The sequence below is a fragment of the Stenotrophomonas sp. ZAC14D2_NAIMI4_7 genome, assembly GCF_003086675.1.
Classification (GTDB): domain Bacteria; phylum Pseudomonadota; class Gammaproteobacteria; order Xanthomonadales; family Xanthomonadaceae; genus Stenotrophomonas.
This window is the reverse complement of the sequence record NZ_CP025995.1, coordinates 2242963-2268357: the sequence shown is the minus strand read 5'-3', so window position 1 is coordinate 2268357 and position 25395 is coordinate 2242963. Positions and strand designations below refer to the sequence as shown.

The 25395-nt window shown below is 65.8% G+C and carries 23 protein-coding genes; 13 read left to right on the top strand and 10 right to left on the bottom strand.

The features are described 5' to 3' along the window. Window positions 1–7: 7 nt before the first annotated feature. From C1922_RS10445 to C1922_RS10430, 4 genes are all read left to right on the top strand, one after another. Complete coding sequence (locus tag C1922_RS10445; RefSeq protein ID WP_108749683.1) at window positions 8–445, top strand: pyridoxamine 5'-phosphate oxidase family protein; 438 nt, start codon at window positions 8–10, stop codon at window positions 443–445. Window positions 446–613: 168 nt separating this feature from the next. Beyond that, on the top strand, window positions 614–883 hold the full coding sequence (locus C1922_RS10440) for a hypothetical protein (protein WP_108749682.1): 270 nt from the start codon (window positions 614–616) through the stop codon (window positions 881–883). A gap of 158 nt (window positions 884–1041) precedes the next feature. After that, window positions 1042–1725 carry a hypothetical protein gene (locus tag C1922_RS10435; RefSeq protein ID WP_108751562.1) on the top strand — a complete coding sequence of 228 codons (684 nt, stop codon included), beginning with the start codon at window positions 1042–1044 and terminating at the stop codon, window positions 1723–1725. 97 nt (window positions 1726–1822) lie between these two features. Beyond that, window positions 1823–2119, top strand: a complete 297-nt coding sequence (locus tag C1922_RS10430; RefSeq protein WP_108749681.1) for a hypothetical protein — start codon at window positions 1823–1825, stop codon at window positions 2117–2119. On the opposite strand, the gene C1922_RS10425 is transcribed toward C1922_RS10430, so the two are convergent. Genes C1922_RS10425 through C1922_RS10410 form a run of 4 tightly spaced genes read right to left on the bottom strand, consistent with a single transcriptional unit; the run spans window position 2112 to window position 4342 of the window. Beyond that, window positions 2112–2687 carry a GNAT family N-acetyltransferase gene (locus tag C1922_RS10425; protein ID WP_108749680.1) on the bottom strand — a complete coding sequence of 192 codons (576 nt, stop codon included), beginning with the start codon at window positions 2685–2687 and terminating at the stop codon, window positions 2112–2114. The two genes, C1922_RS10430 and C1922_RS10425, sit on opposite strands and share 8 nt — an antisense overlap. A 4-nt stretch (window positions 2688–2691) precedes the next feature. After that, window positions 2692–3225, bottom strand: coding sequence for a tail fiber protein (locus tag C1922_RS10420; RefSeq protein WP_108749679.1), 534 nt, complete (start codon window positions 3223–3225; stop codon window positions 2692–2694). A gap of 31 nt (window positions 3226–3256) precedes the next feature. Then, complete coding sequence (locus C1922_RS10415) at window positions 3257–3787, bottom strand: tail fiber protein (protein WP_108749678.1); 531 nt, start codon at window positions 3785–3787, stop codon at window positions 3257–3259. Window positions 3788–3817: 30 nt separating this feature from the next. Further along, window positions 3818–4342, bottom strand: a complete 525-nt coding sequence (locus C1922_RS10410) for a tail fiber protein (protein ID WP_108749677.1) — start codon at window positions 4340–4342, stop codon at window positions 3818–3820. A 297-nt stretch (window positions 4343–4639) separates the two neighbouring features. Between C1922_RS10410 and C1922_RS10405 the strand changes: the two genes are divergently transcribed. Beyond that, window positions 4640–9697, top strand: coding sequence for a putative Ig domain-containing protein (locus tag C1922_RS10405; RefSeq protein WP_108749676.1), 5058 nt, complete (start codon window positions 4640–4642; stop codon window positions 9695–9697). A gap of 55 nt (window positions 9698–9752) precedes the next feature. Here C1922_RS10405 and C1922_RS10400 read toward each other — a convergent pair whose 3' ends face one another. Beyond that, complete coding sequence (locus C1922_RS10400; RefSeq protein WP_159091942.1) at window positions 9753–10421, bottom strand: energy transducer TonB; 669 nt, start codon at window positions 10419–10421, stop codon at window positions 9753–9755. 58 nt (window positions 10422–10479) lie between these two features. Between C1922_RS10400 and C1922_RS10395 the strand changes: the two genes are divergently transcribed. Together C1922_RS10395 and C1922_RS10390 are read left to right on the top strand one after the other, a co-directional pair. Then, window positions 10480–11130, top strand: a complete 651-nt coding sequence (locus C1922_RS10395) for an NAD(P)H-binding protein (protein WP_108749675.1) — start codon at window positions 10480–10482, stop codon at window positions 11128–11130. Window positions 11131–11203: 73 nt separating this feature from the next. Further along, a complete protein-coding gene (locus C1922_RS10390) occupies window positions 11204–11947 on the top strand; it encodes a hypothetical protein (RefSeq protein ID WP_234413279.1) in 744 nt (247 codons plus the stop codon). 66 nt (window positions 11948–12013) lie between these two features. Here the strand turns inward: C1922_RS10390 and C1922_RS10385 are convergent, their stop codons facing one another. Further along, window positions 12014–12256 (bottom strand): hypothetical protein, encoded by a 243-nt coding sequence (locus C1922_RS10385; protein ID WP_108749674.1) that lies wholly within the window; start codon window positions 12254–12256, stop codon window positions 12014–12016. 51 nt (window positions 12257–12307) lie between these two features. Further along, on the bottom strand, window positions 12308–13780 hold the full coding sequence (locus C1922_RS10380) for an EAL domain-containing protein (protein WP_159091940.1): 1473 nt from the start codon (window positions 13778–13780) through the stop codon (window positions 12308–12310). A 244-nt stretch (window positions 13781–14024) separates the two neighbouring features. Between C1922_RS10380 and C1922_RS10375 the strand changes: the two genes are divergently transcribed. Both C1922_RS10375 and C1922_RS10370 read left to right on the top strand, forming a co-directional pair. Next, window positions 14025–15080 carry a LacI family DNA-binding transcriptional regulator gene (locus tag C1922_RS10375; RefSeq protein ID WP_108749672.1) on the top strand — a complete coding sequence of 352 codons (1056 nt, stop codon included), beginning with the start codon at window positions 14025–14027 and terminating at the stop codon, window positions 15078–15080. Window positions 15081–15130: 50 nt separating this feature from the next. Continuing rightward, window positions 15131–17293: a glycoside hydrolase family 3 N-terminal domain-containing protein gene (locus C1922_RS10370; RefSeq protein ID WP_108749671.1), complete on the top strand. Its 2163-nt coding sequence runs from the start codon at window positions 15131–15133 to the stop codon at window positions 17291–17293. Between the two features lie 47 nt (window positions 17294–17340). On the opposite strand, the gene C1922_RS10365 is transcribed toward C1922_RS10370, so the two are convergent. The 3 genes from C1922_RS10365 to C1922_RS10355 all read right to left on the bottom strand — a co-directional run bounded on the left by C1922_RS10365 (window position 17341) and on the right by C1922_RS10355 (window position 22290). Further along, a complete protein-coding gene (locus C1922_RS10365) occupies window positions 17341–19503 on the bottom strand; it encodes a glycoside hydrolase family 3 C-terminal domain-containing protein (RefSeq protein WP_108749670.1) in 2163 nt (720 codons plus the stop codon). 429 nt (window positions 19504–19932) lie between these two features. Further along, complete coding sequence (locus C1922_RS10360) at window positions 19933–20433, bottom strand: hypothetical protein (RefSeq protein ID WP_108749669.1); 501 nt, start codon at window positions 20431–20433, stop codon at window positions 19933–19935. A gap of 87 nt (window positions 20434–20520) precedes the next feature. Then, window positions 20521–22290: a PAS domain-containing hybrid sensor histidine kinase/response regulator gene (locus C1922_RS10355; RefSeq protein ID WP_234413278.1), complete on the bottom strand. Its 1770-nt coding sequence runs from the start codon at window positions 22288–22290 to the stop codon at window positions 20521–20523. A 147-nt stretch (window positions 22291–22437) separates the two neighbouring features. On the opposite strand from C1922_RS10355, the gene C1922_RS10350 reads away from it, so the two are divergent. The 4 genes from C1922_RS10350 to C1922_RS10335 are packed head-to-tail and all read left to right on the top strand — an operon-like array spanning window position 22438 to window position 25386. Continuing rightward, entirely contained in the window at window positions 22438–23376 is a 939-nt protein-coding gene (locus tag C1922_RS10350; RefSeq protein ID WP_108749667.1) for an acyl-CoA/acyl-ACP dehydrogenase, read from the top strand. Next, window positions 23364–24116, top strand: coding sequence for a PIG-L family deacetylase (locus tag C1922_RS10345; protein WP_108749666.1), 753 nt, complete (start codon window positions 23364–23366; stop codon window positions 24114–24116). The genes C1922_RS10350 and C1922_RS10345 overlap by 13 nt, the downstream gene beginning before the upstream one ends. After that, window positions 24113–24700, top strand: coding sequence for an SAM-dependent methyltransferase (locus tag C1922_RS10340; RefSeq protein ID WP_108749665.1), 588 nt, complete (start codon window positions 24113–24115; stop codon window positions 24698–24700). The genes C1922_RS10345 and C1922_RS10340 overlap by 4 nt, the downstream gene beginning before the upstream one ends. Next, entirely contained in the window at window positions 24697–25386 is a 690-nt protein-coding gene (locus C1922_RS10335; RefSeq protein WP_108749664.1) for a glycosyltransferase, read from the top strand. The genes C1922_RS10340 and C1922_RS10335 overlap by 4 nt, the downstream gene beginning before the upstream one ends. The last annotated feature ends 9 nt before the right edge of the window (window positions 25387–25395 follow it).

Here is a 25395-nt window from a genome sequence, read left to right as displayed (position 1 = left end):
AGCCAAGATGCCCAATTCCCCCGCATTCAGCGAACGCATCGACGCGTTGCTGGCCGAATTCCACGTACTTTCCCTGGCCGCCTGCGATGGCGACCGGCAGTGGGCCGCGCCACTGTTCTACGTGTTCGACCCGGCCCGCACCCGGCTGGTGCTGGTAACCGATCCGGCCACGGAGCACGGCACTCTGATGCTGCGCAATTCCGAAGTGGTGGTGACCGTGGCCGGCGGCGGCGCCGATATCGGTCAGTTGCGCGGCCTGCAGATGCGCGGCCATGCCACGCCGATCGCGCAGGCCAGAACCGACGGCGGCGCCGTGCTGTACCAGCAGCGCTTCAAACCGCCGGTAGCGCTGTCGCCGGTGTATTGGCAATTCGTTCCGTCCTGGATCAAGGCCACCGACAACCGTGTGCGTTTCGGCTACAAGGAACGCTGGCCGCAGCAATAGCGGCCATTGCAACCGCCGTTTGAACAGCCTCTGGACCATGAACATTTACACGCCATTTCACATTTCTTCACAGCCCCTCCACCTCGTCCAACCGTAGCTGAAAGGCGCTCGGTCAACTGCCGAAAAGGCCGCTATATTCGGGCTTCCCCAGACGAAGGAGGGAGTGCAATGTTCCTGAACCAGCAACACAAGACCCTGGCCCGCACGCTCGGTGTAGCCATCCTCGCCGCCGCCGCTCTCAGTGGTTGCGCCACCTACAAGGACGAATTCGCCACCATCAATTCGCGTCTCGACGCGCTTGATGTGAAGGTGCAGGGCGCAGCCCAGAGCGCCGAGTCGGCCAACCAGTCGGCACAGCAGGCCAACCAGCGCCTGGACCAGATCGAAGGCCGCGTACAGCAGCTTGAATCGGCACCGCGCCGTACCCCGCGCGGGTGATCGCTCCCCCACGCAGTACCCGTACTGTTTGACCCGGACACCGGTGGCCTTCGCGGGCCACCGGTGCCCACCCCGTAGTACATGTAGCAAGGAGTCGTGCCATCCCTATGTTCCCCACCCCTGCAAACCGGCCGCTGCGCGCTGCGCTGGCCATGGCCTTGGCGTTGACCCTTGCCGGCACCAGTGTGGCAAGCGCAAAGAACGGCACGCCGCCGGCACCGTCTTCGGCGGTTGATGAACTGCCTGAAGGCCAGAGCGTGTCCGATACGGTGATTGAACTGGCCGGTTGGGTGGTGGCCAGCAAGGACAGCCAAGGCTATCCGTTTGCGATCATGGACAAGGCGGCCGCACAGATCCTGGTGTTTGGCGGCGACGGCAAACTGCGCGGCGCAGCGCCGGCATTGTTCGGCTCGGCCAAGGGTGACCACATCGCCCCCGGTGTAGCGGGTCTGGCCCTGCGCGAGATTCCCGGCCGCGACCGCACCACGCCGGCGGGCCGTTTCATCGGCGGCTTCGGGCCGTCCATCGATGCCGGCCGCGTGCTGTGGGTCGATTACGAATCCGCAGTTTCGATCCATCCCATGCCCAAGGGTACGTCGAAGGAAAAGCGCGCGGAGCGGCTGGCGTCGGCCACGCCAGACGACAACCGCGTGACCCACGGCTGCATCAATGTCTCGCCGATGTTCTACGACGAGGTGGTGAAGTCCACCTTCGAAAAGGGCGGCGTGTTCTACGTGCTGCCGGACAAGGCATCCATTGCCGAAACCTTCCCCGAATTCGCGCAGAGCCGCCAGAGCGCAGGGCAGAACGGCGAAGGCGAACGCCACGCCGGCACCAAGTAAGCGGGCACGTCATCCGGTTGGCAGGCGCGCCGCGCGGCGCGCTTGCATCCGGCGCTGACGCGGCCCACCATGCAGGTCGGCCTTGGGGAACCCTGCAATGGAACTGCTGACGCTCGATCATTTCGCCCGCCACGTCGATCAGACCTTCTCGGCCGTCATCAATGACGGTGAAGTGCCGTTCGTGCTGGTGGAAGCCCGCGCCCTGGACGCGTCGCGTGCGATGCCGGGCGCCGCACGTGCGCCGTTCTCGCTGTTGTTCCGTAACGCGTCTGCGTTCCTGTTTCCGCAGCAGATCTATCCAATGCGCCACCCGGAAGTAGGCGAGGTCGGTATCTTCCTGGTGCCCATCGCCCGTGAACAGGCCGGGTTCCTTTATCAGGCTGTATTCAACTGATCTTGCCGGTCTGCTGTGCGCAGGCGCGCTGCCAGCGCATCAGTAGATGCGTGCCTTGCTGCTCGACCCCCACGAAACCAAGACGCTGGTAGAGGCGCAGCGCGGCTGCATTGGCACCGTCCACGTGCAGTTGCATGTCTCTGCCGCGCAGGCCGGCTTCGTGCTGGCTGTGCGCGATCAACGCCGTGGCAACACCGCGACGGCGCTCGGCGGGGAACAGGCTGATGTCCACGATCAGGTCGTGCGACGCTCCGCAATGCAGGTAGTAGCGCCCGACGGCGGCGCCATCGCGCTCGATAGCCAGAAAGTGCGAGTCGCCGAAGTGGGCCAGATAGTGCTGGTGCTGCAGCGCGAACTGGCTGTCCAGAAACAGGCGTTTGGCGCTGTCGGGCCAAGGCACCGGCGCCAGTTCCTCGGCGCGGGTGCTGCCATACAGCTCGCGCAGCCACGGCAGATCATCCGCAACCAGCGGCCGCAGGCCATACCCGCGCTGCAGCAGCAGCGCGGGCAGGGTGGGGCAGGCATCGCGGCTTGGCGGAAACGCGGGGAGCGGTGCGGGCGCGGCCATCGGCTCAGCTGAAGCTGGGGAACACGCCCTGCAAGGCGATGCAGAAGTTGGTCGCCAGATAGGGCTGCCGGTTCTCATGGGGCTGCCCGCCCCCGGAAGCGCCGATCATTCTCGGGCTGAACTGCGCATTGGCCGTGGCGTTGGTCACAAAGGGCATGCCTGTAGCAGGCACGCCGAGGTAATTGCCCGCCTCGGGCGTCGCATTGCGTTTGCTGCTGTCGCGCTGGTTGTAGAGCGTCAGCGAATGGCTGTGCGCCGGAACTGTCTGCTGGGTCAGGGCCACAGCGTTGGTACCGAAGACCTCGCCAATGCTGTGCGGTGTCAGGCCCGGGCCTTGGCCTTGGCTGGTAGCCGCGCGATTGACGAAGTTGGGCAACTTGAATGTGTTTACGCCATCGCCGCCGTAGCTCGTTCCCAACAGTGAAAACAGAGCAGTGTTCTGCCGGATGGGCAACGTCGTGCCATCGCAGGTGGCCCAGTTCCGCGGGGCGAAGTTGAAGCCGAACAGCTGGATCTCGCCGAAGAAGGGTTCGGTCATGGTGAATTCCTTGTCGGATGCAAAGAGGGGTTCAACCCTGCGTCGGGAAAACGCCCGCCCAGGCAATGCAGAACTGCACCGTCAGCGTGGGCATCTGGTTCTCGTGCGGTTGATTGCCGCCCTGGCTGACAATCACATTGGGGGCCAGTACGGCCGCGTTGGCGCCGGTGATGTCTTTCACGAAGACGCTGTCGCCCGCCACCGTTGCCGGCAGCACGCCGTTTCCTACCGTGCCGGTAGTAGCAAGGGCGGTGGTGGCCATCAGTGGCGGCGCATGCGCAGGCATCTGCACGGGAAGCACGGTGACCTGCTCAGTGCCTGCCATCTGGCCCAGCACGTAGCGGCTCAGTCCTGGGCCTTGTCCCTGGTGGATCGGTACCCGGCCGCGCAGATCGGGCACGCCGAAGGTGGTAATGCCATCGCCACCGTAGGTGGTGCCCAGCAGCGTGTACAGCACTTCATACTCGGCGATTGACTTTAGTGACCCATCGCATGTAAACCAACCGTTGGGCACGCGCTGAAAGCCGAACATGCGGATTTCTCCGACGTAAGGGGTACTCATGTGAAGCTCCTTGAGCAGTCGTCGGCGCGGTCAGCTGCGCGAGGGGTAAATGCCCTGAATTGCGATAACGAAATTGATCGCCGTATAGGGCTGCAGGTTCGGATGGGGCTGGCTGCCTCCCCCTGTGCCAACGCCTTGCAGGGGAACCAACGTGCCGTTGTCCGGGCCGAAGAGAAGTCCGCTGTCGTTGCCGTACAGACCGTTGGTGGGGTTGCGTACCGCACCCGCCGCGGTGGTGCCATAGGCCTGCGCGGTGTGCGCGGGCACTTCGTTGCTGATCAGTGTCACGTTTTCCAGGCCAGCCACGAGGCCTTGCTGATACTGCGGTGGATTCCAGCCTGGATCGGCTGACGGCCCGGCGCCGACCGGCGTCCGCGATTGCATGTTGGGCAACGCGAAGTTTGTCGTGCCGTTCCCGCCGTACTGCGTGCCCAGCAGCGAAAACAGGGCCTGGTTCTGTGCAATCGAAAGCAACTGGCCGTTGCAGAGAGCAAAATCTTTGGGTGCAAACGAGAACCCCGTGAGCATTATCTGCCCGAGGAAGACTTCGGTCATGCCTTGATTCCCCCGATAGCGTGATGGCCGGACGTCATGTCCGGGCCGCATTTACTCTCGCTCAGTCAGCATGGGCCGTTCAAGTGAAATTTTTGTGCATGCGCAGCAATATCGAAAGCCGGGAAAGGGGGGCACTTCCCTTTACCCCCGGAATACTGTTTGAATATGGCGCAGCCGTTCTAAAGGGGTGCGGCCCGGGTCACCGACCTGGCGTCCGCGGACAGGGGTAGGGTCTCGCTGTACCGGCACGGACGCCTGGGAGTGTTCGCGCCTGTGCAGTGCCAACAGGGGCAGAACATGCAACTTTCGTCAGCGCACAGCGTGGGGGCGTCGCGTGCGCGTCCGCATGCCCTGGTTTCATGGGTCGGTTCCTGGCTGGCGATTGCACTGCTGTGCATCTGCGGTCTGTGGCCGCAGATGGCCGCCGCTGCACCGTCCACGTTCTGCCCAACGCTGAGCATGTCTGTGGCCCATAGCGGCTCGCAGACCATCGACATCGACCATTGCCACGGCGGTTTTGGTGTTTCTGCAGGTACAGCAACCACTACTCATGGCACCCGCACCGTGGGCCAGCAGACGGTCAATGCGCAGCCGCTGACCTACACCCATAACGGCGACAACGGCACCAGCGATACCTTCGTCATCCAGGATGACTCGGGTGGCGACATCACCGTTACCGTCACCATCGGCCCGGCGGCGGCCATTACCCTGGACGCCAGCCCGGCCGTGAGCCTGCAGGCGGGTACCGCGTTCAGCAGCACCCTCAGCGCCAGCGGTGGCGCGTCGCCGTATACCTTTACCCTCGACACCGGTGCGCTGCCCCCCGGCGTGACCCTGGGCGGCAACACGCTCAGCGGCACCCCCACCCAGCGCGGTGCATATTCCTTCACCCTGCGCGCAACTGACAATGTCGGAGTCAGTGGCACGCGCGCGTTCAGCGGCACCACGGCCAACCCGGTGCTGAGTCTCGCGCCCGCGTCGCCGCCGCCGGCCGGCCAGGGCGTTGCCTATTCGGTCACCTTCACCGCCAGTGGCGGCGTGGCGCCCTACACCCTGGCCCATGAAGCCGCTAGCGGTGCACTGCCGCCAGGTCTGTCACTGAGTGGCAATACGCTCAGTGGCACACCGAGCGCACAAGGTACCTACACATTCGGCATCCGCGTGACCGACAACAGCAGCGGTTCCGGCTTCTATGCCGAAGTGGAAACGGTCACGCTGGTGGTGGCGGCGCCGCCCACCATCGTGGTGAACCCGGCCACATTGACCAATGCAGCTGTGGGCGTGGCGTACAGCCAGGGCCTTAGCGGCAGCGGCGGCACCGCGCCTTACACCTTTGACCTCAGTGCTGGCACCCTGCCGCCAGGGTTGACCCTCAATGTCACGTCCGGTGCGGTGAGCGGCACTCCCACCGCGGGAGGCACCTTCAACTTCACCGCGCGCGCCACCGATTCCAGCGGCTTCCAGGGTACGCGTGCGTATACCGTTATCGTGAACGCGCCGGTGATCAGCGTCGCACCTGCGACCCTGCCCAACGGCACGGTGGGTGCGAGTTACAGCCAGCTCGTTACGGCCAGCGGAGGCACGCCGTCCCACACCTTCGCGGTGACAGCCGGCGCACTTCCTGCCGGTCTTACCCTGAGTTCCGGCGGCACACTGGCTGGCACGCCTACGGCTGGTGGCACGTTCAACTTCACCCTGACCGCCACCGACAGCTCAGGCGGCACCGGCCCGTACACCGGTTCCCGTGCGTATGCGCTGGTCATTGCGCCGCCCACGGTCAATCTTCCGGCTACCAGCCTGGCCGATGCGACCCAGAACACGGCGTACAGTGCTTCACTCAACCCCGCCAGCGGTGGCGTGGCGCCTTATACCTATCAAGTCACTGCCGGTGCACTCCCGCCCGGTGTCGCGCTCTCCGCGGCTGGCACACTGTCCGGCACGCCCACGGCGGCGGGCACGTTCAACTTCGCAGTAACCGCGACGGACAGCGCCACCGGCAGCGGCCCGTACAACTCTGCCCCCCGCGGCTACGTGCTGCAGGTCATCAGCAGTCCGCCGGTCGCCAACCCGGTATCGGCAACCGTGGCCTACAACAGCCCGGCCAATCCGATTTCCTTGAGCATCAGCGGTGGCGCCGCTACATCCGTGGCAATCGGCACGCCACCCGTACATGGCACGGCCATTGCCAGTGGCACAAGCGTGACCTACCAGCCCGCCCCCGGCTACGCCGGCCCGGATACCTTCACCTACACTGCCACCAACAGTGCCGGAACCTCTGCGCCGGCCACGGTGTCCATCACCGTGAGCACCCCGACCATTTCAGTCTCGGCCACCGGTCCGCTCAGTGCAGCGGTCGGTACCAGCTACAGCCAGACGTTCACATGGACCGGTGGCGCTGCGCCCTACAACAACTACGCAGTCACTGGACTGCCCGCAGGTCTGAGTATCACCGGAACAACGGCAAACAGCGTTACGGTCAGCGGCACACCTGCTGCGGCCGGCAGCTTCACGCTCAATGCCAGCGCCACCGACAGCAGCACCGGCAACGGGCCGTATACCGTGGGGCAGTTTTTCGTCCTCTCGATAGGCGCACCCACGCTCGGCATGACGCCGTCGCCAGGCAACCTGCCCATGCCGTATGGCACCGCCAGCACCATCAACTTCGCCAGCAGTGGCGGCACCGCGCCATACAGCTATTCGCTGGCTGCGGGTTCGCTGCCGGTGGGCGTGAGTTTCAGTTCGGCGGGCGTTCTCAGCGGTACCCCAACGGTGCCGGGCAACTACAACATCGCGGTCCGCTCGAGGGACTCCAGTACCGGCACTGGTGCGCCTTTCCAGATCGACCAGAGCTACACGATCGTGGTGAGCGTCCCGGCGATCAGCATCGATCCGCCCGCACTGCCCAACGGCACTGCGGCAGTGGCCTACGCCGCGCAGTTCAGTGCCAACGGCGGCACCGCGCCGTACACCTATTCGCTGCTGGCGGGTTCGCTGCCGGTGGGGCTGTCGCTCAGTTCCACGGGTGCGTTGACCGGCATTCCGCGTTCGGATGGCAACCTCAGCATCACCATTCAGGCGGCCGACACCAACGGGCAGACCGCCAGCCGCGTCTATACCTTCGCGGTTGACCCGGCCACGGTAGTGATTGCCCCGGCCACGCTGCCCGGTGGGGTGGTTGCCACGGCGTACTCGCAGAGCCTGTCCAGCAGCGGCGGTATCGCACCGTACACCTACGCAGTGGTTTCCGGCGCGTTGCCACCCGGTCTCGCCCTCAGTTCACCTGGCGTGCTGAGCGGCACTCCGACAACCGCCGGTAGCTACACATTCGTACTGCGCTCCACCGACGACGCCGGATACAACAGCACCCAGAGCTACACCCTGGTCATCAGCGAGGCGTTGCCGGTCGCCACCGACGATACGGCCACCACCCTGGCGCAACAGGCGGTCACCATTCCGGTCACGGGCAATGACACGGGTGTGATCACAGCGATTGCCGTGGTCAGCGCGCCCGCGCGCGGCACGGCCGTCGTCAGCGGTCTGAATGTGGTCTACACCCCAGCAGCCAATTACTTCGGCGCCGACAGTTTCACCTACATCGCCATCGGGCCAGGGGGCAGTTCGGCTGCCGCGACCGTAGCCATTACGGTCAATGCACTGCCGGTGCCCGTGGGTCAGCCGCGCGCGGGCGTGGCCACACTGGCCGGCCAGGCCGTGCTGATTGATGCGGCCGTGGGCGCCAGCGGCGGCCCTTTCACCGGGGTCACCCTGGTGTCCGCACCGGCCACCGGCAGCACCACGGTGGATGGCACGATCATCACTTACACGCCGCTGGCCACCACGTCCGGCCCGCAGAACATCGTCTACACCTTGAACAACAGCTTCGGTGCATCGGCGCCCATCACCACCACGGTGACGGTGAACGCGGTGCCGGTGGCGGCTTCGCAGCAACTCACCGCCAATGCGGGCGTGCCGGTCGTGGTGGAACTCACCACCGGCGCGACCGGTGGCCCGTTCACCGCGGCATCGCTGGTGTCGCTGTCGCCGGCCAATGCCGGTACCGCCACCATCGCCGCCTCGGGCAGCGGCGCCAGTGCCGGCTACCGCCTGACGTTCACCCCGGCCGCGGCGTTCTCGGGCACCGCGACAGCCACCTTCACCCTGGCCAATGCCTTCACCACCTCGGCCCCGGCCACCGTCACCTTCGATGTGATCAGTCGGCCGGACCCGACCCGGGATGCCGAAGTGATGGGCCTGCTGGGCGCGCAGACGGCAACCGCGCGCCGCTTTGCCACCACCCAGATCGGCAACTTCCAGCGCCGCATGGAAGGACTGCACCAGGGCGGGGGGGGCGCACGCTTCGAAAACGGTCTGAGCTTCGGCGTGGATCGCCGCTGCCAGGAGGACGGGTGGCGTACGCCGGGCAGCGATTGCCGCCCGCTCGGCATGCCCGATGACACCGCGGCAGGTGCAGGCGCAACTGCAGGCAACGTAGCGGCGCCGCGCAGCCGTGGCGGCGAGGGCGGCAGCCTGACGCTGTGGACGGGCGGTTCGATCAACAACGGTGACCGCGATGGTCGTTCCGGCAGCGCCGGCTTCGACTTCCAGACCAGCGGCGTCAGCGCCGGTGCCGATACCCGCCTGAGCAGCAATTTCGCCATCGGCGCGGGCATCGGCTATGGCCGCGATACCACCGATGTCGGCCACAACAACACCCGTAGCAAGGGCGAGAGCTACACCCTGGCCGTGTACAGCAGCTACCACCCGGGCGACCACTTCTTCGTGGACACCCTGCTGGGCTACCAGTTGCTGTCGTTCGATTCGCGCCGTTACGTGACGGCCAATGGCGCGATGGTGCAGGGCAAGCGGGATGGCAGCCAGTGGCTGGCGTCGCTTTCATTGGGCGGTGACTACCAGCGCGACCGCCTGTCGCTGATCCCGTATGCGCGCCTGGACCTGGCCCGGGCCACCCTGGATGCCTACACCGAGCAGGGCGACCCGATCCATGCGCTGCACTACCAGGACCAGGACGTGGACACCACCACGGCCAGCCTGGGCCTGCGCATGGACTACCACGTACCGGTCAGCGTCGGCACGTTCACGCCGCAGCTGCGGCTGGAATACCAGCATGACTTCCAGGACGACAGTACGGTGATCATGAACTACGCCGATCTGCCGGGCGGGCCGTTCTATCGCAGCGCGATCGATGGCCTGAAGACCAACCGCCTCGTGTTCGGCCTGGGCGCAGTGCTGCAGACCGAGCGTGAGTTCAGCCTGCGGCTGGAGTACCGCGGCCTGTTCGGCAGCAGCAGCGACACCGACCACGGCGTGCAGCTGAACCTGGAAAAGAAGTACTGAGTACAGCGGGCAGGGCCGAGCGCGCGCTCGGCCCTGCCACGTCGCGAACCTGCCGTCAGTTCAGCACGAAGCGGATCGGCACTTCCTGCGCCGGTTCCGAGGCATCGAACCCTGCGCCGCAAGCAAACGTCCAGCGCTTGCCTGCCGCCAGCGCAGCATCGTCCAACAGCGGTGAGCCGCTGCTCTGGGTTACGTAGGCCAGTCGCGCGGTCTTGCCATCGCCCTGCGGTTGCAGCGCCAACAGCACGGTGCCCTGCACGTTGTCGCGGAATGCGGCGGGCGGATAGCGGGGAGGATTGTGCGCCTTGCTGGTCAGGTCCACCTTGCAGTGCTGGGCCGCATAGGGGACCGCCCATTCGGCGGTGCCGCCCTGGTTGCCTTCGCAGCGGTAACGCCATTGGCGCGCACTACGGCGCACCGGCTCCGCATCGTGCGGGCTTTCCACTTCCACGTCCCTGGCAGTGCCGTCGGCGGCCACCTGCACGCGCAGCTTCGCCTCGTGGGCGGGTGCAAGGGCAGTGGCGGGATACTTCAGTTCGGCAACCGCCGCAGGATGGCGAGCCATCGAATCTGCAATCACTTCGCAGCGGGCGGAGGCATGCGCTGCGGCCGGCAACAAGCCAGCGATCATCAATGCAAACAGCGGCCTATGGCGATGGTACGTTTTCACTATAGCTTCCTTGTCGGTGATGGATGGCGCAAGGCGCAGCATAGCGGTGATCACGCCTGGTTTCATTCTGGCATTGCACACTACGTGGCATTGTCTTCGCAGAGGACCTTCAATGAGCCGGATATTCGTGATTGGCGCGGCCGGAAAAGTCGGCCGTGCGCTTGTGCAGCAGGCGGCGGCGCGCGGACACCGCGTGGTGGCCATGCACCGTTCCGCCGAACAGACGGCCGAGCTGTCTGCGTTGGGTGCGCAGCCCGTGCAAGGCGACCTGCTGCAGCTGCAGGCCGATGCGCTGGCCACGTTGATGCAGGGCAGTGACGTGGTGGTGTTCACCGCCGGCGCAGGTGGCAAGGGCGGCACGGCCATGACCGATGCCATCGACGGGCGCGGCCTGGAACTGGCCGTGGCCGCTGCAACCCTCGCAAAAGTGCCGCGCTTCCTGCTGGTGTCGGCGTTCCCGGAAGCCGGTCGCGGCAAGCACCTGTCGGATACGTTCGAAAACTACATGGCGGTGAAGAAGGCGGCCGATGTGCACCTGGCCAGCAGCCCCCTGGACTGGGTGATCCTGCGCCCCGGCACGCTGACCGATGCAGCGGGTACGGGCCGGGTGCACGCAGGACCAGCCATTGCCTATGGCGAGGTTCCGCGTGCGGATGTGGCCGCGGCGCTGCTGGCGTTGGTGGAACAGCCGCAGGTCAGCCGCCGCGTCATTGAGCTGACCGAAGGCCAGACCCCGGTATTCGAGGCCGTGCACCGTCTGTAGAGTCGAGCTTGCTCGACTGAGCCACCAGCACGCCCACCTGCGCTAGCATGCAGCCCCAAGCAAGGAGCGCAGGATGGGCGACGCAATGGACACGCAGTACCTGGAAGCGATCCCAGCTTCCGCGCACGCGCCCGATGAGGGCCTGACCTTCCACGCACTCTACCGCCGCGTGCAGGGGCTGACAGGCCAGAGCATCTACCCCAAGCCTGGGGCCGTTGAGCGCTGGTCGGTGCGGGTGGGAGCAGGTGCGGCGCTATTGGGGCTCACGACTGGGCTGGTGCTGGACCGTTGGGTGCCTGCCAATGTGCTGCTGCCGATTCTGCTGGTATGCCTGACCGTGGAGGTTGGTGGTTTTGTCATCAGCGGTATCCTGATGGCGCGCCGGGAGTACCGCCAGTACATCCAGCCCCGGCTTTCGCATGCCAGGGAAATGGACAACGAGTTCGGGCATTGGCAGGTCATCGTCGCCGAGCTTCAGCGCTTCCCCCGGCGTGAGCGCGAACAACGCCTGCGCTTTGTCACTGTGCTCCGCGCCAGCATGGGCGAGCGCATGGGCCTGCTCTACGGCGGGCTGCAGAAGCTGGGTCCGTTCCCGCTGCTGGTTGCGCTCTACGTGCAGTACCGAAGCTGGAAGACCAGCGGCTGGCAAGGCGTATTCGACGTGGGCTGGCCCGGCGGCGTCCTGATCTTCTCGATGGTGCTGCTGTACGTCATCGGCTGGATGCTGATCATCCAGCGCGCCCGACTGGATACCTACGTGAACCTGCTCGAAGCCTCCCTGCACCACGAACCCGTAGCGTCGAGCTTGCTCGACTGACGCCATGGCAATCGTTCCCCGAACCATGGCCGTAAGTGCCGTTTTTATACTGCTTTCGGGCTGCTCCTACTTACCCCACCGCCAACCCGGCGGCGCCCCCTTCAGCCAGCACACCAGCACAAGGATCAGTGAGACCCCCCATGTGTACAGCATGAAGGCCAGGGGGCGACTGAACGGCGAAAACAGGAACGGCCCGGCCACCAGCAGTACGAATGCCACGCCGTAGACCACCCAGCCTTGCCAGGCGCACGGCCAGCCCCAGCCCCAGCCATAGCGCTTCGGGGTAAACCAGTATGTTTCCTCAGCCATTCCTTATCCCTCGTTTGCGCTTGCTCGTCCCTCTGCCATCCCGCGGACCTATCACGCAAGCATTTCCACTGCGTCGGCGGTCGGCAATGGATAACCGTAGTGCCAACCTTGGCCCACGGCATCGGCGGCCAGGTCACGCAGCAGGCTGGCCTGCTGTGGCGTTTCAATGCCCTCGATGATCACATCCATCCCCAGCTTCCGGGCAATCTGATACATCCCCGGCAACACCGAACGCAGCGGCGATTCTTCGGTAATGGCGCTCACGAACATCCGGTCGATCTTCACACTCTGGAACGGTGATTCGGCCAGGTGCGAAAAGTTCGCGCTACCAGTACCGAAGTCATCGATCAGCAGCTTGTAACCCAAGGCCTCAAGCTCGCCGATGTTGGCCTTGCCGACATCGCACAATTGCTCCCGTTCTGTCACTTCAATGCGGATCTGTGATGGGCGCAGTCCTGCCTCGTGCAACAACGCATCGAGATAGCGCACCACACTGTCCTGAGCCAGATCGGTGGGTTCCGCGTTCACACTCACATACAGCTGCGGGTGGCGGCGCAGTGACGGCCCCAGTTCCTGCAGCGCCCGGGCCAGCACGTGGCGGAACAGCAGCGGCGTCAGGTTGAACTGCCGCGCAATGGGCACGAACACCGAAGGAGGAATGTCCTCGCCGGCGTCCGGATGCCAGCGGCTCAGGGCTTCGAAGCCGACCAGTTGCTGATCGCGTATACGGCAGAGCGGCTGATAGACCAGCTTTATCTCGCCCTGTTTGATGGCCTGGTCCAGGCGCGCGTGGATCGAGCCATCCTGCGCGCTGCGTCGGCGCGCCAGAACGTAGGCGCCCACCGCACCGGCGATGGCGCTCAGACACAGCATCAGCGCCAGCACCCAGGTCGGCAGCCCGGCCACGGACCGGCGCGGGGTTTCCACCACCACGCAGACGGTGTTCTGCGTGCTGCAGATGCGGCTGTGCACGGTCGCAACCTGCGCAGCGGCAGCCGTATTGGGTTGCAGCCTTCTGATGGTGTAGCTGCGTTCGCCCGCGACGATGCTGAGCGTGCTGGTACTGGTGGCCAGCCCGTCTATGCCGTCGAATGCCGAGGTGGAGGAGACACTGAAAATGCCGTCGCGGGCAATCAGCGTCGTGCCCTCATACGGGGTTCCGGCCAGCTCCTCGCTCAACCACACCCGCGAGTTAGCCAGGTGGAACGTGGGCGGCGGCAGGGGCTGTGCAGCCAGATCCCCCCAGGTGCCAGAGCAGGCCAAACGCCCCTCATCAAGCCGCCCAAGATCGGCAATGAAGCTGGAGTGGAAGGTAAGGGCCTTGAAACGCTTCAGTTCTTCGGCCGAGCAGGGCGTGCCCGGTACGCGCTGCGCCTCATCCATCACATCGCGGCGCACGCGGGTAATGGTCTCCGAGCGCCCCAACACCGCCTGGGCGATCCGTTCGGACGTGGCATTGTCTTCTGAATAGAGCACGGCCTGCGCCCCGGCCAGCAGGGCGGCGGCGGCCAGCGCGGCGATCACGATGGCCTCGGTAACAGCGCGGCGGCGGGCGGTTGCTCGAATCAGGCTCAAGTACGGCCCCCCTGCACGACATGGTGTCTTGGGCTGGCCCCAGCATGGGGCCTGAGGGGCGGCGGGGGCAAGGGCCCCGCCGCTGCCCAATGGCTAAGCGACGGTTAGGCCATTTCGCGGGCTGTAATCGATTACAGCCCGCGCGCTCTGAAGTAAAATGACATTCATTTAGCGCTAAATCCTCCAGATCTACATGCCTGCACGCCGCTCCACCGCTCTTCGCCCGCCGGCCACACTGCAGACCGTGGCCGACCGCGTGGGCGTGTCCACCATGACCGTCTCCAATGTCATCAACGGCCGCGGCAAGGTCAGCGCTGAAACCCGCGCGCGGGTGAAAGAGGCCATCCGGCTGACCGGCTACATCCCCAACGTTGCCGCACGCCGCCTGGCTGGCGCCGCAGGCACGCGGCTTGGCCTGCTGTACCCGGATGTGCGCTCGCCCTTCCTGACCGAAGTGCTGCTGGCCGCGCTGGCCAGCGCCAACGCTGTCGGCGCGCAGTTGCTGGTCCGGGAAGGCAGCCACGCCACGGCGGAACATGCCGAGCAGTTGCTGATGGCCGCCATCGAGGCCGGGGCCGAGGGGCTGCTGCTGGTACCGCCGTATGCCGAGCTGCTTTCCGGCTCGTCGTACTTCCAGCGCCTGGGTATGCCGTCCGTGGCCATCGCCGGTGCTACCGCGTTGCAGGGCATGCAGACAGTGCGCATCGACAACCGTGCCGCCGCCGATCAGCTCACCACGCATCTGGTGCAGGCCGGTCATCGCAGCATCGGCTTCATCACCGGCCCCATGGATCACGGCGACAGTCACGAGCGGCTGCAGGGGTACCAGCACGCCATGGCACGCCACGGGCTGCAGATCGACCCTGCGTTCATTCGCAACGGGCGCTTCTCGTTCCAATCGGGGTGCGAGGCGGCCGAAGCCCTGCTGGCCGCATCGGAGCGGCCCAGTGCCGTGCTGGCCAGCAACGACGACATGGCGCTGGGGGTACTGTGGGTCGCCCAGCGTGCTGGATTGCGCGTGCCGCACGACCTGGCGGTGGTGGCCTTCGACGATACCGCCGCGGCGCGACGGGCCTGGCCGCCACTGACCGTAGCAGGCCAGCCGATCGACCGCATGACCGACACCGCTGTTGCCGCCATCATCGCCAACCTGGTGGGGAAGGCGGAACTGCCCGCAGGCGAGGTCGTGCTGCCGCATTCGCTTCACGTGCGAACCTCGTCAGCGACAGCAGGCGGGGTGGAGGTTTAGCGCTACACCCGTTTTCATTGGCCTCATGTAACCGTTTACATGAGGCAGGAATGAGCAATCGCATTGAAGCGCTGATGGCGCAGATGACGCTGGAAGAGAAAGTCGGGCAGCTCAACGTCACCGCAGACATGGTTCGCCCGTTTGCCCCGGACATCAACCCGGTGGCCAACGAACAGAACGCCGACCAGGTGCTGCAGCTGATCCGCCAGGGCAAGGTGGGCTCCCTGTTCAATGGCAAGGGCAGGGAGGGCGCTGTTGAACTGCAGCGGGTGGCCGTGGAGGAAAGCCGGCTCGGCATTCCGGTCATCCTGGCCGCCGATGTCATCCATGGCATGAGCACGGTTTTCCCCATTCCCTTGGGCGAAACGGCCAGCTTTGAGCCGGACCTGGCCCGCCGTACTGCGCGCGCTACGGCAGTGGAAGCGACCGCGGCTGCGATCCACTGGACCTACGCACCGGCCATCGATGTCACCCGTGACCAGCGCTGGAGCCGCGGCGCCGAGGGCACCGGCGAAGACACCCTGGTGGCCTGTCGCTTCGGCGCTGCGCGGGTGGAAGGCTTCCAGGGCGATGACCTGCGCGCGGAAGACGCGATGCTGGCCACCGCCAAACACTACGTGGCATACGGTGCCAGTCTGGCCGGCCTGGACTACAACACCGTGGATATCGCGCCGCAGACGCTTCGTGATGTGCACCTGCCGCCGTTCCAGGCCGCCGTGGATGCCGGCGTGGCCAGCGTGATGAGCTCGTTCAACGACATCAACGGCGTGCCCGCCAGTGCCAACAAACCGTTGCTGGTGGACGTGCTGCGCGGCGAATGGCGATTCAACGGCATCACCATTTCCGATTACACCTCGGAAATGGAGCTGGTGGCCCATGGCTACGCCGAAGACATGAAGGATGCGGTGCTGAAGGCCTTCATGGCCGGACTCGACCTCAGTCTGCAGAGCGGCCTGTACCTTGAGCACCTGCCGGATCTGGTGCGCGAAGGCGCGGTGCCGATGTGGCGCCTGGACCAGGCGGTACGGCGCATGCTGGAACTGAAGGAACGCATCGGCCTGCTGGATGATCCCTATCGTTCGCTGCGCAGCCCGGATATCAGCGCCGCGCAGACCGCCGAACACGAGGCGTTGGCGCGTGATGCGGCCAAGCGTTCCATCGTCCTGCTGAAGAACAACGGCGACGTGCTGCCACTGAAGAAGTCCGGCCAGCGCATCGCGGTCATCGGTCCGTTCGGTCGCGACCGCGACAATATCGAAGGCTGCTGGACCTTGTTTGGTGACGCCAGCCGCTATGTTTCGCTGGAAGACGGCCTGCGCGCTGCCGTCGATGCGCCCGATCTGTTGCAGTTCGTCGATGGCTGCGGGCTCGAAGAGGAGATCGAAGGCGGTATCGAAGCCGCTGTCGACGCCGCCCGCGCCGCCGACGTGGTCATTCTGGCGCTGGGCGAGCCGCAGCGCTATTCGGGCGAGGCACAGTCACGCATCGAGATCACGCTGCCGCCGGCACAGCAACGCCTGGCCGACGCCGTGGCCGCTGCAGGCACGCCGTTGGTGGCGCTGGTCCGCAACGGGCGTGCGCTGGCGCTGCATGGTGGCGTGCGCAACGCCGATGCGCTGCTTGTAACCTGGTTCCTGGGCTCGCAGACCGGCCATGCCGTCGCCGACGTGCTGTTCGGCGATTACAGCCCTTCGGCGCGCCTGCCGGTGTCGTTCCCGCAGGAATCGGGGCAGCAGCCTTACTACTACAACCGAACCCGCACCGGCCGCCCCGAACTTCCCGACATGAAGGAATTCAAGGCGCGCTGGCGCGAGATCACCCACGAAGCGCTGTACCCGTTCGGCCACGGCCTGACCTACGGCAAGGTGGACTATGGCGCAACTGAGCTGAGCGCGCCGGTGCTGGAACGCGGTGGCGCGATCCGTGTCAGTGCCCGCATCCACAACGCCGGCAGCCGCCAGATCGAGGAGGTGGTCCAGCTGTACATCCACGACCGCGTCGCCAGCCGCGTGCGCCCGATCCGTGAACTGAAGGGCTTCGACAAGATCGCCATCGCAGCGGGTGAGACGGTCGAAGTCGCCTTCCTGTTGAACGAGGCGATGCTCGAGTTCACCGGCGTGGACGGCGTGCGTCGTGCCGAGCCGGGTACGTTCGATGTCTGGATTGCGCCGTCCTGCACGACCGGTACTGCGGCCCAGTTCGTCCTGGCATAGGCAAAGAGACAGGAGGGGCGCAGCGACGCCCCTCCTGCATTGCGCCATTATTTCAGCCTGGATTGCGGCAGTACCACGGTTGCCTTCTGCGCCACATCGGTCGCCGAATCTGCCAGCTCCACGGTGTACTCGCCGGCGGGGATCACCCAGCTCGTGGCGGCCACATCGTAATCGGCCAGTGCCAAGGGTTCGGCCTTCACCGTCACTGTCGTGGCTTCGCCGGCGGCCAGTGCAACCTTCGACCAACCTGCCAGCCGAACCGGCGTTGCATGGCCCTGCGGCAGGCGCACGTAGATCTGCGGTACCGCCGCGCCCTGGCGCCTGCCAGTGTTGCGCACGCGGAACGTGGCCGTAACCTCGCTGCCCGTGGCCGTCACCTTCAACCCGTCGTAGGCGAAGGTGGTGTAGCTCAGGCCATGGCCGAACGGGAATAGCGGTTTCATGCCCTTGGCCTCGAACCACTTGTAGCCCACGTTGGCGCCTTCGATGCGGTAATCGAAGATGTCATTGGACGGCGATGCGGGGTTGAAGCCCAGGCCAGGAATGCTGGGGCGGGGCAGCTGCTCCAGCCCGGTCGGCCAGGTGATCGGCAGGCGGCCGCTGGGCGACACCGCGCCGGTCAACACGCGGGAAATACCCACGCCGCCACCCACGCCCGGATACCACGCCTGCAGCACCGCGCCCACCTCGTTCAACCACGGCATGCGCACGGCAGAGTTGGTTTCCAGCACCACCACAGTGTGGGCATTGGCCTTCGCCACGGCCGCAATCAGCTGGTCCTGGCCGTCGGGCAGATCCATGTCGGGCAGATCCACCGATTCGGCGGCCCACTGCGTCGCAAACACGATGGCCACGTCGGCCTTGGCGGCCAGCGCGGCCGCCTGCACCGGATCGGTGCCGTCCACGAACTCGATCTGCGTCTGCGGCAGGGCCTGCTTCAGACCCGCAAGCGGCGCCGAGGCCAGGTAGACCACCGGGCCCGGCCACGAGGTGGGCGTCAGGCCCGGCACTGCGTTGCCGCCGAACATCGTGAAGTCGATGCGCGACGAGCCGCCACCGGACAGCACGCCCTTGTCGGCGTGGCCGCCGATCACCACCACACGTTTCGGCGCCTGCAGCGGAAGCAGCGCCCGGCTGTTCTTCAACAACACGGCACCTTCTTCAATGATGCGCTGCGCGGTGGCCACGCCGGCCGGGCCATCAATGGGCTGGCGCTGCGGCGGATGGTCCAGCGCGCCGACCGCAATGAAGCTGCGCAGGATGCGCGCCACCATGTCATCCAGCTGAGCCATGGGCACGCGCCCGGCCTGCAGATCGGCGCGCAGCGGCTTGTCGAAGTAGACCTCCGGATCGAATACCTCGCCGGCCGACTGCTGGTCCAGGCCCGCCATGGCGGCCTTGGCCGAGCTGTGGCCGCCGCCCCAGTCAGTCATCACGTAGCCGGGGTAGCCCCACTGCTGCTTCAGCACCTCGCCCAGCAGATAGCCGTGCTCGCAACCATAGGTGCCGTTGGTCTTCTGGTAGGAACACATGACCGAACCGGGCTGCCCGGTCTGGATGGCGATCTTGAAGGCCAGCAGGTCCGACTCGTGCAGGGCCTTCTCGCCCAGCAGCGCGTCATGGAAGTTGCGGCGGGTTTCCATGTCGTTCAACGCGAAGTGCTTCAAGGTAGACACCACCTTTTCGCTCTGCACGCCCTTGATCACGTTGCCGGCCATGATGCCGGCCAGCAGCGGGTCTTCGCCGGCATATTCGAAATTGCGGCCATTGCGCGGGTCGCGGTGCAGGTTAGCGCCACCGCCCAGCAGTACGTTGAACCCTTGCCGCCAAGCCTCGCGGCCCATGGTCGCGCCGTTGGCAAAGGCCAGTTCCGGGTTCCAGGTGGCTGCATTGGCCGGGCCCGACGGCATGGCGGTGGCAAAATCGCCCTTGCGGATGCCCCCGGGATTGGTCACCCCCATGCCGGCATCAACGATCTGCTGGGCCGGAATGCCCAAGCGCTCAATCGGCGCCACATAGCCAGCCGAGCCAAGCGCACCCTTGGGCTGTTTCAGCTTTTCGCTGTCCATGCCGAAGTAGCTGTGCACCATCTGGATCTTTTCATCCAGCGTCATGCGGGCCACCAGCGCCTGCGCGCGGCTGTCGGCCGATGCTTCAACCGTTGACGGCGCGGCGGCCGCCAACAGCGGTGAACCCAGGGCCAAGGCCATCGCTGCGGCCAGTGTGCGCTTGCCCAGCGCATGGGGTACTGCAAACGGAATACGCTTCAAAACCACTCCCTCACCAAGTTGGTTGCCCAACCCCGGCGTTGCTGCGGGGCGGGGTAGAAAGGTGATATGAGTGATTTAGCGCTAAAGCTCCAGCGGCGCTCACCAACTTGCATCGCCTGCACGACCGGATCGCGAGATCCTCGTAGAATCGAGACTGGAATCCGGCGTGGAAGCCCTGGGCCAGCGACGCGACGTTCCGCCAGCAGGTGCAGTGGGAGCTTGCTGCGTCAACCTGGACATCACCGGCGACCGCTATGGCGTGCCGCGCTACGACAACCTGGCCGAGCTGATCGACGCCGTGCGAGCGCGCATCCGCCAGCCCCGCCCGTGGAGTCGAGCTTGTTCGACTGAAGCCGTCCACGGCCCCAGTCAACTGCTTGCGTTGCCAGGCGCCCCAAACAACAAACGCGCACAAGCCAATCCTGCAACGGCGCCGCAGGCGGCGAACAATGCAGCATCGCTCACTCCGCGCGCACTGCCCGCAGCAAGTGACGGAATCGATGAGAGCAGTGCCCCCATCGCGCTGCTCACTGCCAAGGCCCGCCAGCCCCACAGCCAGGGTTTCAAGGCCCCCATCAAGGCACCGGTCGCCATCGCCGGAATGGCACCCATTGGATAGGCAAACAACAACAGGAACAGCACGGCCAAGGGGTTAAGCACAGTGCCCGCTTTCAGTGAGACGGCGAGGTAGGCAGCCAGCGTGCCCACCAGCGGACCCACAGCCACGAAAAGGGCCCCGCCCTTGAATTGATCTACGGCGCAGTCCCACGCAGAGATCCGGGCGCTTCCATCCATGCCTGCACTGGCCCAGATGCGGAATACCGCCGCAAGCACGGGAAAGATCAGGATCAGGGCATAGCCTATCGGCATCTGAAGGGTGGATCTTGGCAAGCCGGATCGGCGGCCATTTATACAGCCGTGCGCTCGCCGGCAGCAATGGTTCGCCGCGCTCGTGAATCAACTCACCGTGCGCCACACACGCTCGTCGGTCCCCAATTCCACCAGGGCCTCTCCTGTACCCACCGGCGGTTTGATCGCCTCGGCCAGGCCACCCAAGGTATAAGGCTTGCGCAGCACTACGAAGCCATGGTCGGTCTCCCGCGCCAGCAGTTCGCTGTAGCCGCTGGTCAGCACCACATGCAGCCCAGGATAGGTGGCATGCACTGTCCTGGCCAGTTCCAGGCCGGTAATGCCCGGCATTACCACATCCGAAAAGACCACATCGTAGCGCGCATGATGCCGCTCCAGGTCGGCCAGAGCCTCTGCGCCGTTGCGCGCCAACTGCACGCCGCAGCCCAGTTCCCGCAGTGCCGAAACCGCGAATGCCGCAACATCCACGTTGTCTTCCACCACCAGCACGTTCAAGCCCTTCGCTTCCTGCAGTGCATGCAGCGACGAACCCTCCATTGAGACGGGCTCCTGGTCGGTCAGCGGCAGGTACAACACGAACGTGCTGCCTTCGCCCACGGTGCTGGTGACATCCACCTCGCCTTCGGACTGCTTTACGAAGCCAAACACCTGGCTGAGTCCCAAGCCAGTACCTTCACCCACACCCTTGGTCGTGAAGAAAGGATCGAAGACCTGGCTCAAGACGGTCTCCTCGATGCCGCAGCCGTCATCGCTCACCGAAACCGACGCAAAAGCGCCCTTCAATGGCGGCGCGAACCGTACCGAAGGCATGGTGTCGACCCGGCGTACGCAGATGCGTACGTTGCCGTTCCTGCCGATGGCATCGCGGGCGTTCACCGCCAGGTTGATCAAGGCGGTATCCAGCTGGGTCTTGTCCAGCAGCACGTGCAGCGGTTCGTCGGGCAGGTCCAACTGCAGCGCCACCCGACTGCCGAGCAGGGTGCGGATGATGTCGGCCAGTCCTTCCACCCCCTTGCCCAGATCGAACACCTCCGGTGACAGGGTCTGCCTGCGCGAGAAAGACAGCAGGTGCGAAACCAGGCTGGTCGCCCGGTCTGCTGCTGCGCCGATGGCTTCGATGTGCCGGCGCTGCTGCTCGTCGCGGGGTTCACCATAGCGGAGCATGTCCACCGAGCCAGTGATGACCTGCAGAAGATTATTGAAATCATGCGCCACGCCGCCGGTCAGCTGGCCAATGGCTTCCAGCTTCTGCGATTGCCGCAGCTGCTCGCGTGCCCTCACCAGTTCAGCATGGGCCTGCCTTGCCTCCTCACTGATCGATTCGACCTGCCGCGAATGCTCGTTGCGCTCGGAAACGAACTCGGTCTGGTCGCTGACCACGCATAGAATGCCGCCCACGCTGCCATCGGCCACGCGGATGGGGGAATAGGAGAAGGTCCAGAAGGTTTCGCGGCGCGTGCCATCGCGGTCCATGAAAACGCGCAGGTTGCGGAAACTGCGGTGAGTACCGGCCATGGCATCGGCGATGGCCCCGCCCAACTCTTCCCACACGTCGTGCCAGACGATTCTCACCGGCGTGGCCATTGCGCCGGCCAGTTTGTTCCCCATCCAGGGCGAGAACGCGTCGTTGAAGTAGAAGAGATTGTCCGGGCCCCACGAAATCCACAGCGGCTCGGGGCAATCCAGGATCATTGTCAATACGGTGCGCAGCTCGTCCGGCGCCGCATCTGCAAGCCCGCCGTGCGCCCAATCGCTGTCCTGCAGCAGGCGATAGGCGAGGGAATCGGGCGAAGAGACGGGCAGCTCGCTGCGGGACATGTGAAGACCTGTTGAATACCTCCCCACAGCGTCAATCATGAATGGTACAGGCCGCGTGACGAGTCGCCGCGCGCAGGGGGTGTGATGATGCTGCCACCGCGCGTTCATGTGCCCGCTACATCCGCAAGACGGTCGTGTGACTTCACGCCGCTTACGTTGAAGGCCCGCCTTCAGACATGCCTGCGAATGCTCGCTACCGTGCTGCCGTCACCGCTTTCGAATCTGGCCCGGCAGCGACTGCTGCAGGTCGGTACACTGCCATTGCCTGGCCAAGGGCGTACGCTGGAGCGCTGGCGCGGGCTGGCTGCCCTGGGGCATGAAGACCTGTGCCTGGCGAAGGTGCTTGAGGCCCATCATGACGCCGTGGCAATCCTGCACGAACTCGGTGCAGCACCGTCGGACGGCCAGTTGCTGGCGGTATGGGCCGCAGAAGGGCCCGCCTGCACCCTGCGTGCCCATGCAAGCGGCAGGCTGCGCGGCGACAAGCCGTGGTGTTCCGGCAGCGAGCTGGTGGATGCCGCACTGGTAACCGTGCGCGGCGATACGGGGGTGCAGCTCTATCGCGTGGATGCATCGCAGTGGCATGCACTGGAGGGTGAGCCGTGGCCCGCCCCCGGCATGGCCGGCGTACCTTCCACCACCGTGCGTTTCGACGATGCCCAGGCTGAGGCCATCGGTCCGCTCAATGCCTATCTGGATCGCCCGGGGTTCTGGCATGGCGGTGCCGGTATCGCGGCCGTCTGGTTCGGCGCGGCCACCGCGCTTGCAGAGCGCATGCAACATGCCTGCAGCGAAGGCCTGCGCGCGCGTCTGCTGGGCAAGGCGGACCTCGCTCTGGCGCCGGCCGCGGCGCTGCTGCGCGAACTGGCGGCCGCGATCGACCTGGCCCCGCAGCTGACCCACCGCGTGCAGGTGGTGCGTGCGCGCAGCGTGGTGGAACGCGCGGCCACCCAGATCCTGGACCTTGCCGGCCGCGCGCTTGGACCAGCGCCCATGTGCATGGAGGACGCGCACGCGCGCCGCTGGGCCGACCTGAGCGTATTCCTGCGGCAAAGCCACGCGGACAAGGACTGGGCATGGCTGGGACAGCAGTGCGCAGCACAGGTGAAACCATGGGCGCTGTAGCCATCATCAACGGGCGCGGTTCCGAAGCGAGCGCATGGGATCGCTGTGATTGGCTTTGGCAGCAACCCGAATCGACCGTGGCCGAGCTGTGTGCCGGGGCAGGGCGGATTGTAGTGGTTGCGCCGCATCCCGATGACGAGGTGTTGGCCTGCGGAGGCCTGATGTGCGCCGCCGCCCGCATGGGCATGCCGGTGCAGGTGGTGGCGGTGACCGACGGTGAAGCGTGCTACCCCGGTGAGCAGTGGTGGACGCCGAAGCGCCTGCGGCAAGCCCGGCGCGAGGAGCTGCGCGATGCGCTGTCCGAGCTGTCCATTGCTGCAGAGTCCATCGTGCATCTGGGCATCGCCGATGGCGGCGTGACCGATCACGAAACGGGTTTGGAAGACTGGCTCTGGCAATGCCTGCGCGAAGACGATCTGCTGCTGGCGCCGTGGCGGTTCGATGGCCATCCCGACCACGAAGCTGCCGGACGCGCCGCGTGGCGGGCCGCGCGGGCCGTCGGTTGCCGCCTGCTTGAGTACCCCGTCTGGGGTTGGCATTGGCTGGATCCGGGCTGCGCGCACATGGCATGGGAGTCGCCACGCCTGCTCGACATTTCCACGGTGGCCGCCCACAAGCGGCAGGCCATCACCCGTTTCCGTACACAGACCGGCGATGTGCCCCGGCTGCAGGCCGAGCCCATCCTGCCCGCGCACGTGCTCGACCGTTTCCACCGTACCCAGGAGGTTTATTTCGCATGAGTGCCCAGCCGTACTTCGACGAAGTGCATGCCATCGATGATCCCTTCGGCTATCGCAGCCGCTGGTACGAGGAGCGCAAGCGCGGCGTGCTGATGTCCAGCCTGACGCGCCGCAGCTTCCATCGCGGGTGGGAACTGGGTTGTTCCAACGGGGTGCTGACCGAAGCGTTGGCCGGTCGCTGCGAGCGCCTGCTGGCCACCGATATCAGCCCGCGGGCGACGTTCCAGGCGCGCCGCAGTCTGGCACACCTGCCGCACGTGCAGGTGCATTGCGCGCAGCATCCGCAACAGTGGCCGGCTGGCCGCTTCGACCTGATCGTCTGCAGCGAGATGGGCTACTACCTTGGGCCGGACGCGCTGGTGGAGCTGCGCGACGGTGTCCACGCTGCATTGAAGGATGACGGACTGCTGGTGGCTTGCCACTGGTTGCCATCCTTCAGCGGCCGCGCCACCCGCACCGCGCTCGTGCATGAGCGGCTGGGGCACGGGCTGCAGGAAGCCTTCTGCTACCGGGACAGCGACTTCGTGCTGCAGGGCTGGACCCGCGCGCCACTGTCGCTGGCCAGCGAAGAGGGCCTGCGATGATCGGGGTGCTGGTGCCGGCACACAACGAGGCGGGGTGCCTGGAGGCGTGCCTGCGTTCACTGTCCATTGCCGCCGCGCACCCGCATCTGAGCAGCGAGCCGGTTCGTGTGATGGTGGCGCTGGATGCGTGCACGGATGCCAGTGCGGACATCTGCCAACGCCATGGCGTCGGCATGGTGCACGTGCAGGCCCGCTGCGTCGGTGCAGCGCGAGCGGCGGCAGCGGACGCTCTCATCCGGATGGGCGCACGGTGGCTGGCCAGCACCGATGCGGACAGCCAGGTGCCAGCCGATTGGCTGGTGGCGCAGCGCGAAGCGGGCGCTGACGTCTTCTGCGGGGTCGTGGATCTGGGCGATCTCGCGCCCCGGCAGGCCTGGCTCCGCAGCTGCTTCCTGCGCGGAGAGCGCTGGGGCCATGGGCACGGCCGGATACACGGCGCCAACATGGGCGTTTGCACGCGGGCCTATCTGGCAGCCGGTGGTTTCGCGGCGCAGCGTTGTTCGGAAGATGTGGATCTGGTGAAACGACTGCAGGCAAGCGGCGCATCCATCTGCTGGGCCGGTGATCCGGTGGTCAGCACCAGTGCCCGTCTGGTCGGGCGCGCCAGCGGCGGCTTTGCCGATCATCTGGCAGCCCTTGCGGCGCAGGAGCATGGCGTACTGCCCCAGCTGGCCTTGGCCAGCTGAGGCTTGCAA

What these genes read in the sequence shown, in the direction of transcription:
- C1922_RS10445 (WP_108749683.1), top strand. Translation starts at nt 8, where the DNA reads ATGCCCAATTCCCCCGCATTCAGCGAACGCATCGACGCGTTGCTGGCC.
- C1922_RS10440 (WP_108749682.1), top strand. Translation starts at nt 614, where the DNA reads ATGTTCCTGAACCAGCAACACAAGACCCTGGCCCGCACGCTCGGTGTA.
- C1922_RS10430 (WP_108749681.1), top strand. Translation starts at nt 1,823, where the DNA reads ATGGAACTGCTGACGCTCGATCATTTCGCCCGCCACGTCGATCAGACC.
- C1922_RS10425 (WP_108749680.1), bottom strand. Translation starts at nt 2,687, where the DNA reads ATGGCCGCGCCCGCACCGCTCCCCGCGTTTCCGCCAAGCCGCGATGCC.
- C1922_RS10420 (WP_108749679.1), bottom strand. Translation starts at nt 3,225, where the DNA reads ATGACCGAACCCTTCTTCGGCGAGATCCAGCTGTTCGGCTTCAACTTC.
- C1922_RS10415 (WP_108749678.1), bottom strand. Translation starts at nt 3,787, where the DNA reads ATGAGTACCCCTTACGTCGGAGAAATCCGCATGTTCGGCTTTCAGCGC.
- C1922_RS10410 (WP_108749677.1), bottom strand. Translation starts at nt 4,342, where the DNA reads ATGACCGAAGTCTTCCTCGGGCAGATAATGCTCACGGGGTTCTCGTTT.
- C1922_RS10405 (WP_108749676.1), top strand. Translation starts at nt 4,640, where the DNA reads ATGCAACTTTCGTCAGCGCACAGCGTGGGGGCGTCGCGTGCGCGTCCG.
- C1922_RS10395 (WP_108749675.1), top strand. Translation starts at nt 10,480, where the DNA reads ATGAGCCGGATATTCGTGATTGGCGCGGCCGGAAAAGTCGGCCGTGCG.
- C1922_RS10390 (WP_234413279.1), top strand. Translation starts at nt 11,204, where the DNA reads ATGGGCGACGCAATGGACACGCAGTACCTGGAAGCGATCCCAGCTTCC.
- C1922_RS10385 (WP_108749674.1), bottom strand. Translation starts at nt 12,256, where the DNA reads ATGGCTGAGGAAACATACTGGTTTACCCCGAAGCGCTATGGCTGGGGC.
- C1922_RS10375 (WP_108749672.1), top strand. Translation starts at nt 14,025, where the DNA reads ATGCCTGCACGCCGCTCCACCGCTCTTCGCCCGCCGGCCACACTGCAG.
- C1922_RS10370 (WP_108749671.1), top strand. Translation starts at nt 15,131, where the DNA reads ATGAGCAATCGCATTGAAGCGCTGATGGCGCAGATGACGCTGGAAGAG.
- C1922_RS10365 (WP_108749670.1), bottom strand. Translation starts at nt 19,503, where the DNA reads ATGGCCTTGGCCCTGGGTTCACCGCTGTTGGCGGCCGCCGCGCCGTCA.
- C1922_RS10360 (WP_108749669.1), bottom strand. Translation starts at nt 20,433, where the DNA reads ATGCCGATAGGCTATGCCCTGATCCTGATCTTTCCCGTGCTTGCGGCG.
- C1922_RS10355 (WP_234413278.1), bottom strand. Translation starts at nt 22,290, where the DNA reads ATGATTGACGCTGTGGGGAGGTATTCAACAGGTCTTCACATGTCCCGC.
- C1922_RS10350 (WP_108749667.1), top strand. Translation starts at nt 22,438, where the DNA reads ATGCTCGCTACCGTGCTGCCGTCACCGCTTTCGAATCTGGCCCGGCAG.
- C1922_RS10345 (WP_108749666.1), top strand. Translation starts at nt 23,364, where the DNA reads ATGGGCGCTGTAGCCATCATCAACGGGCGCGGTTCCGAAGCGAGCGCA.
- C1922_RS10340 (WP_108749665.1), top strand. Translation starts at nt 24,113, where the DNA reads ATGAGTGCCCAGCCGTACTTCGACGAAGTGCATGCCATCGATGATCCC.
- C1922_RS10335 (WP_108749664.1), top strand. Translation starts at nt 24,697, where the DNA reads ATGATCGGGGTGCTGGTGCCGGCACACAACGAGGCGGGGTGCCTGGAG.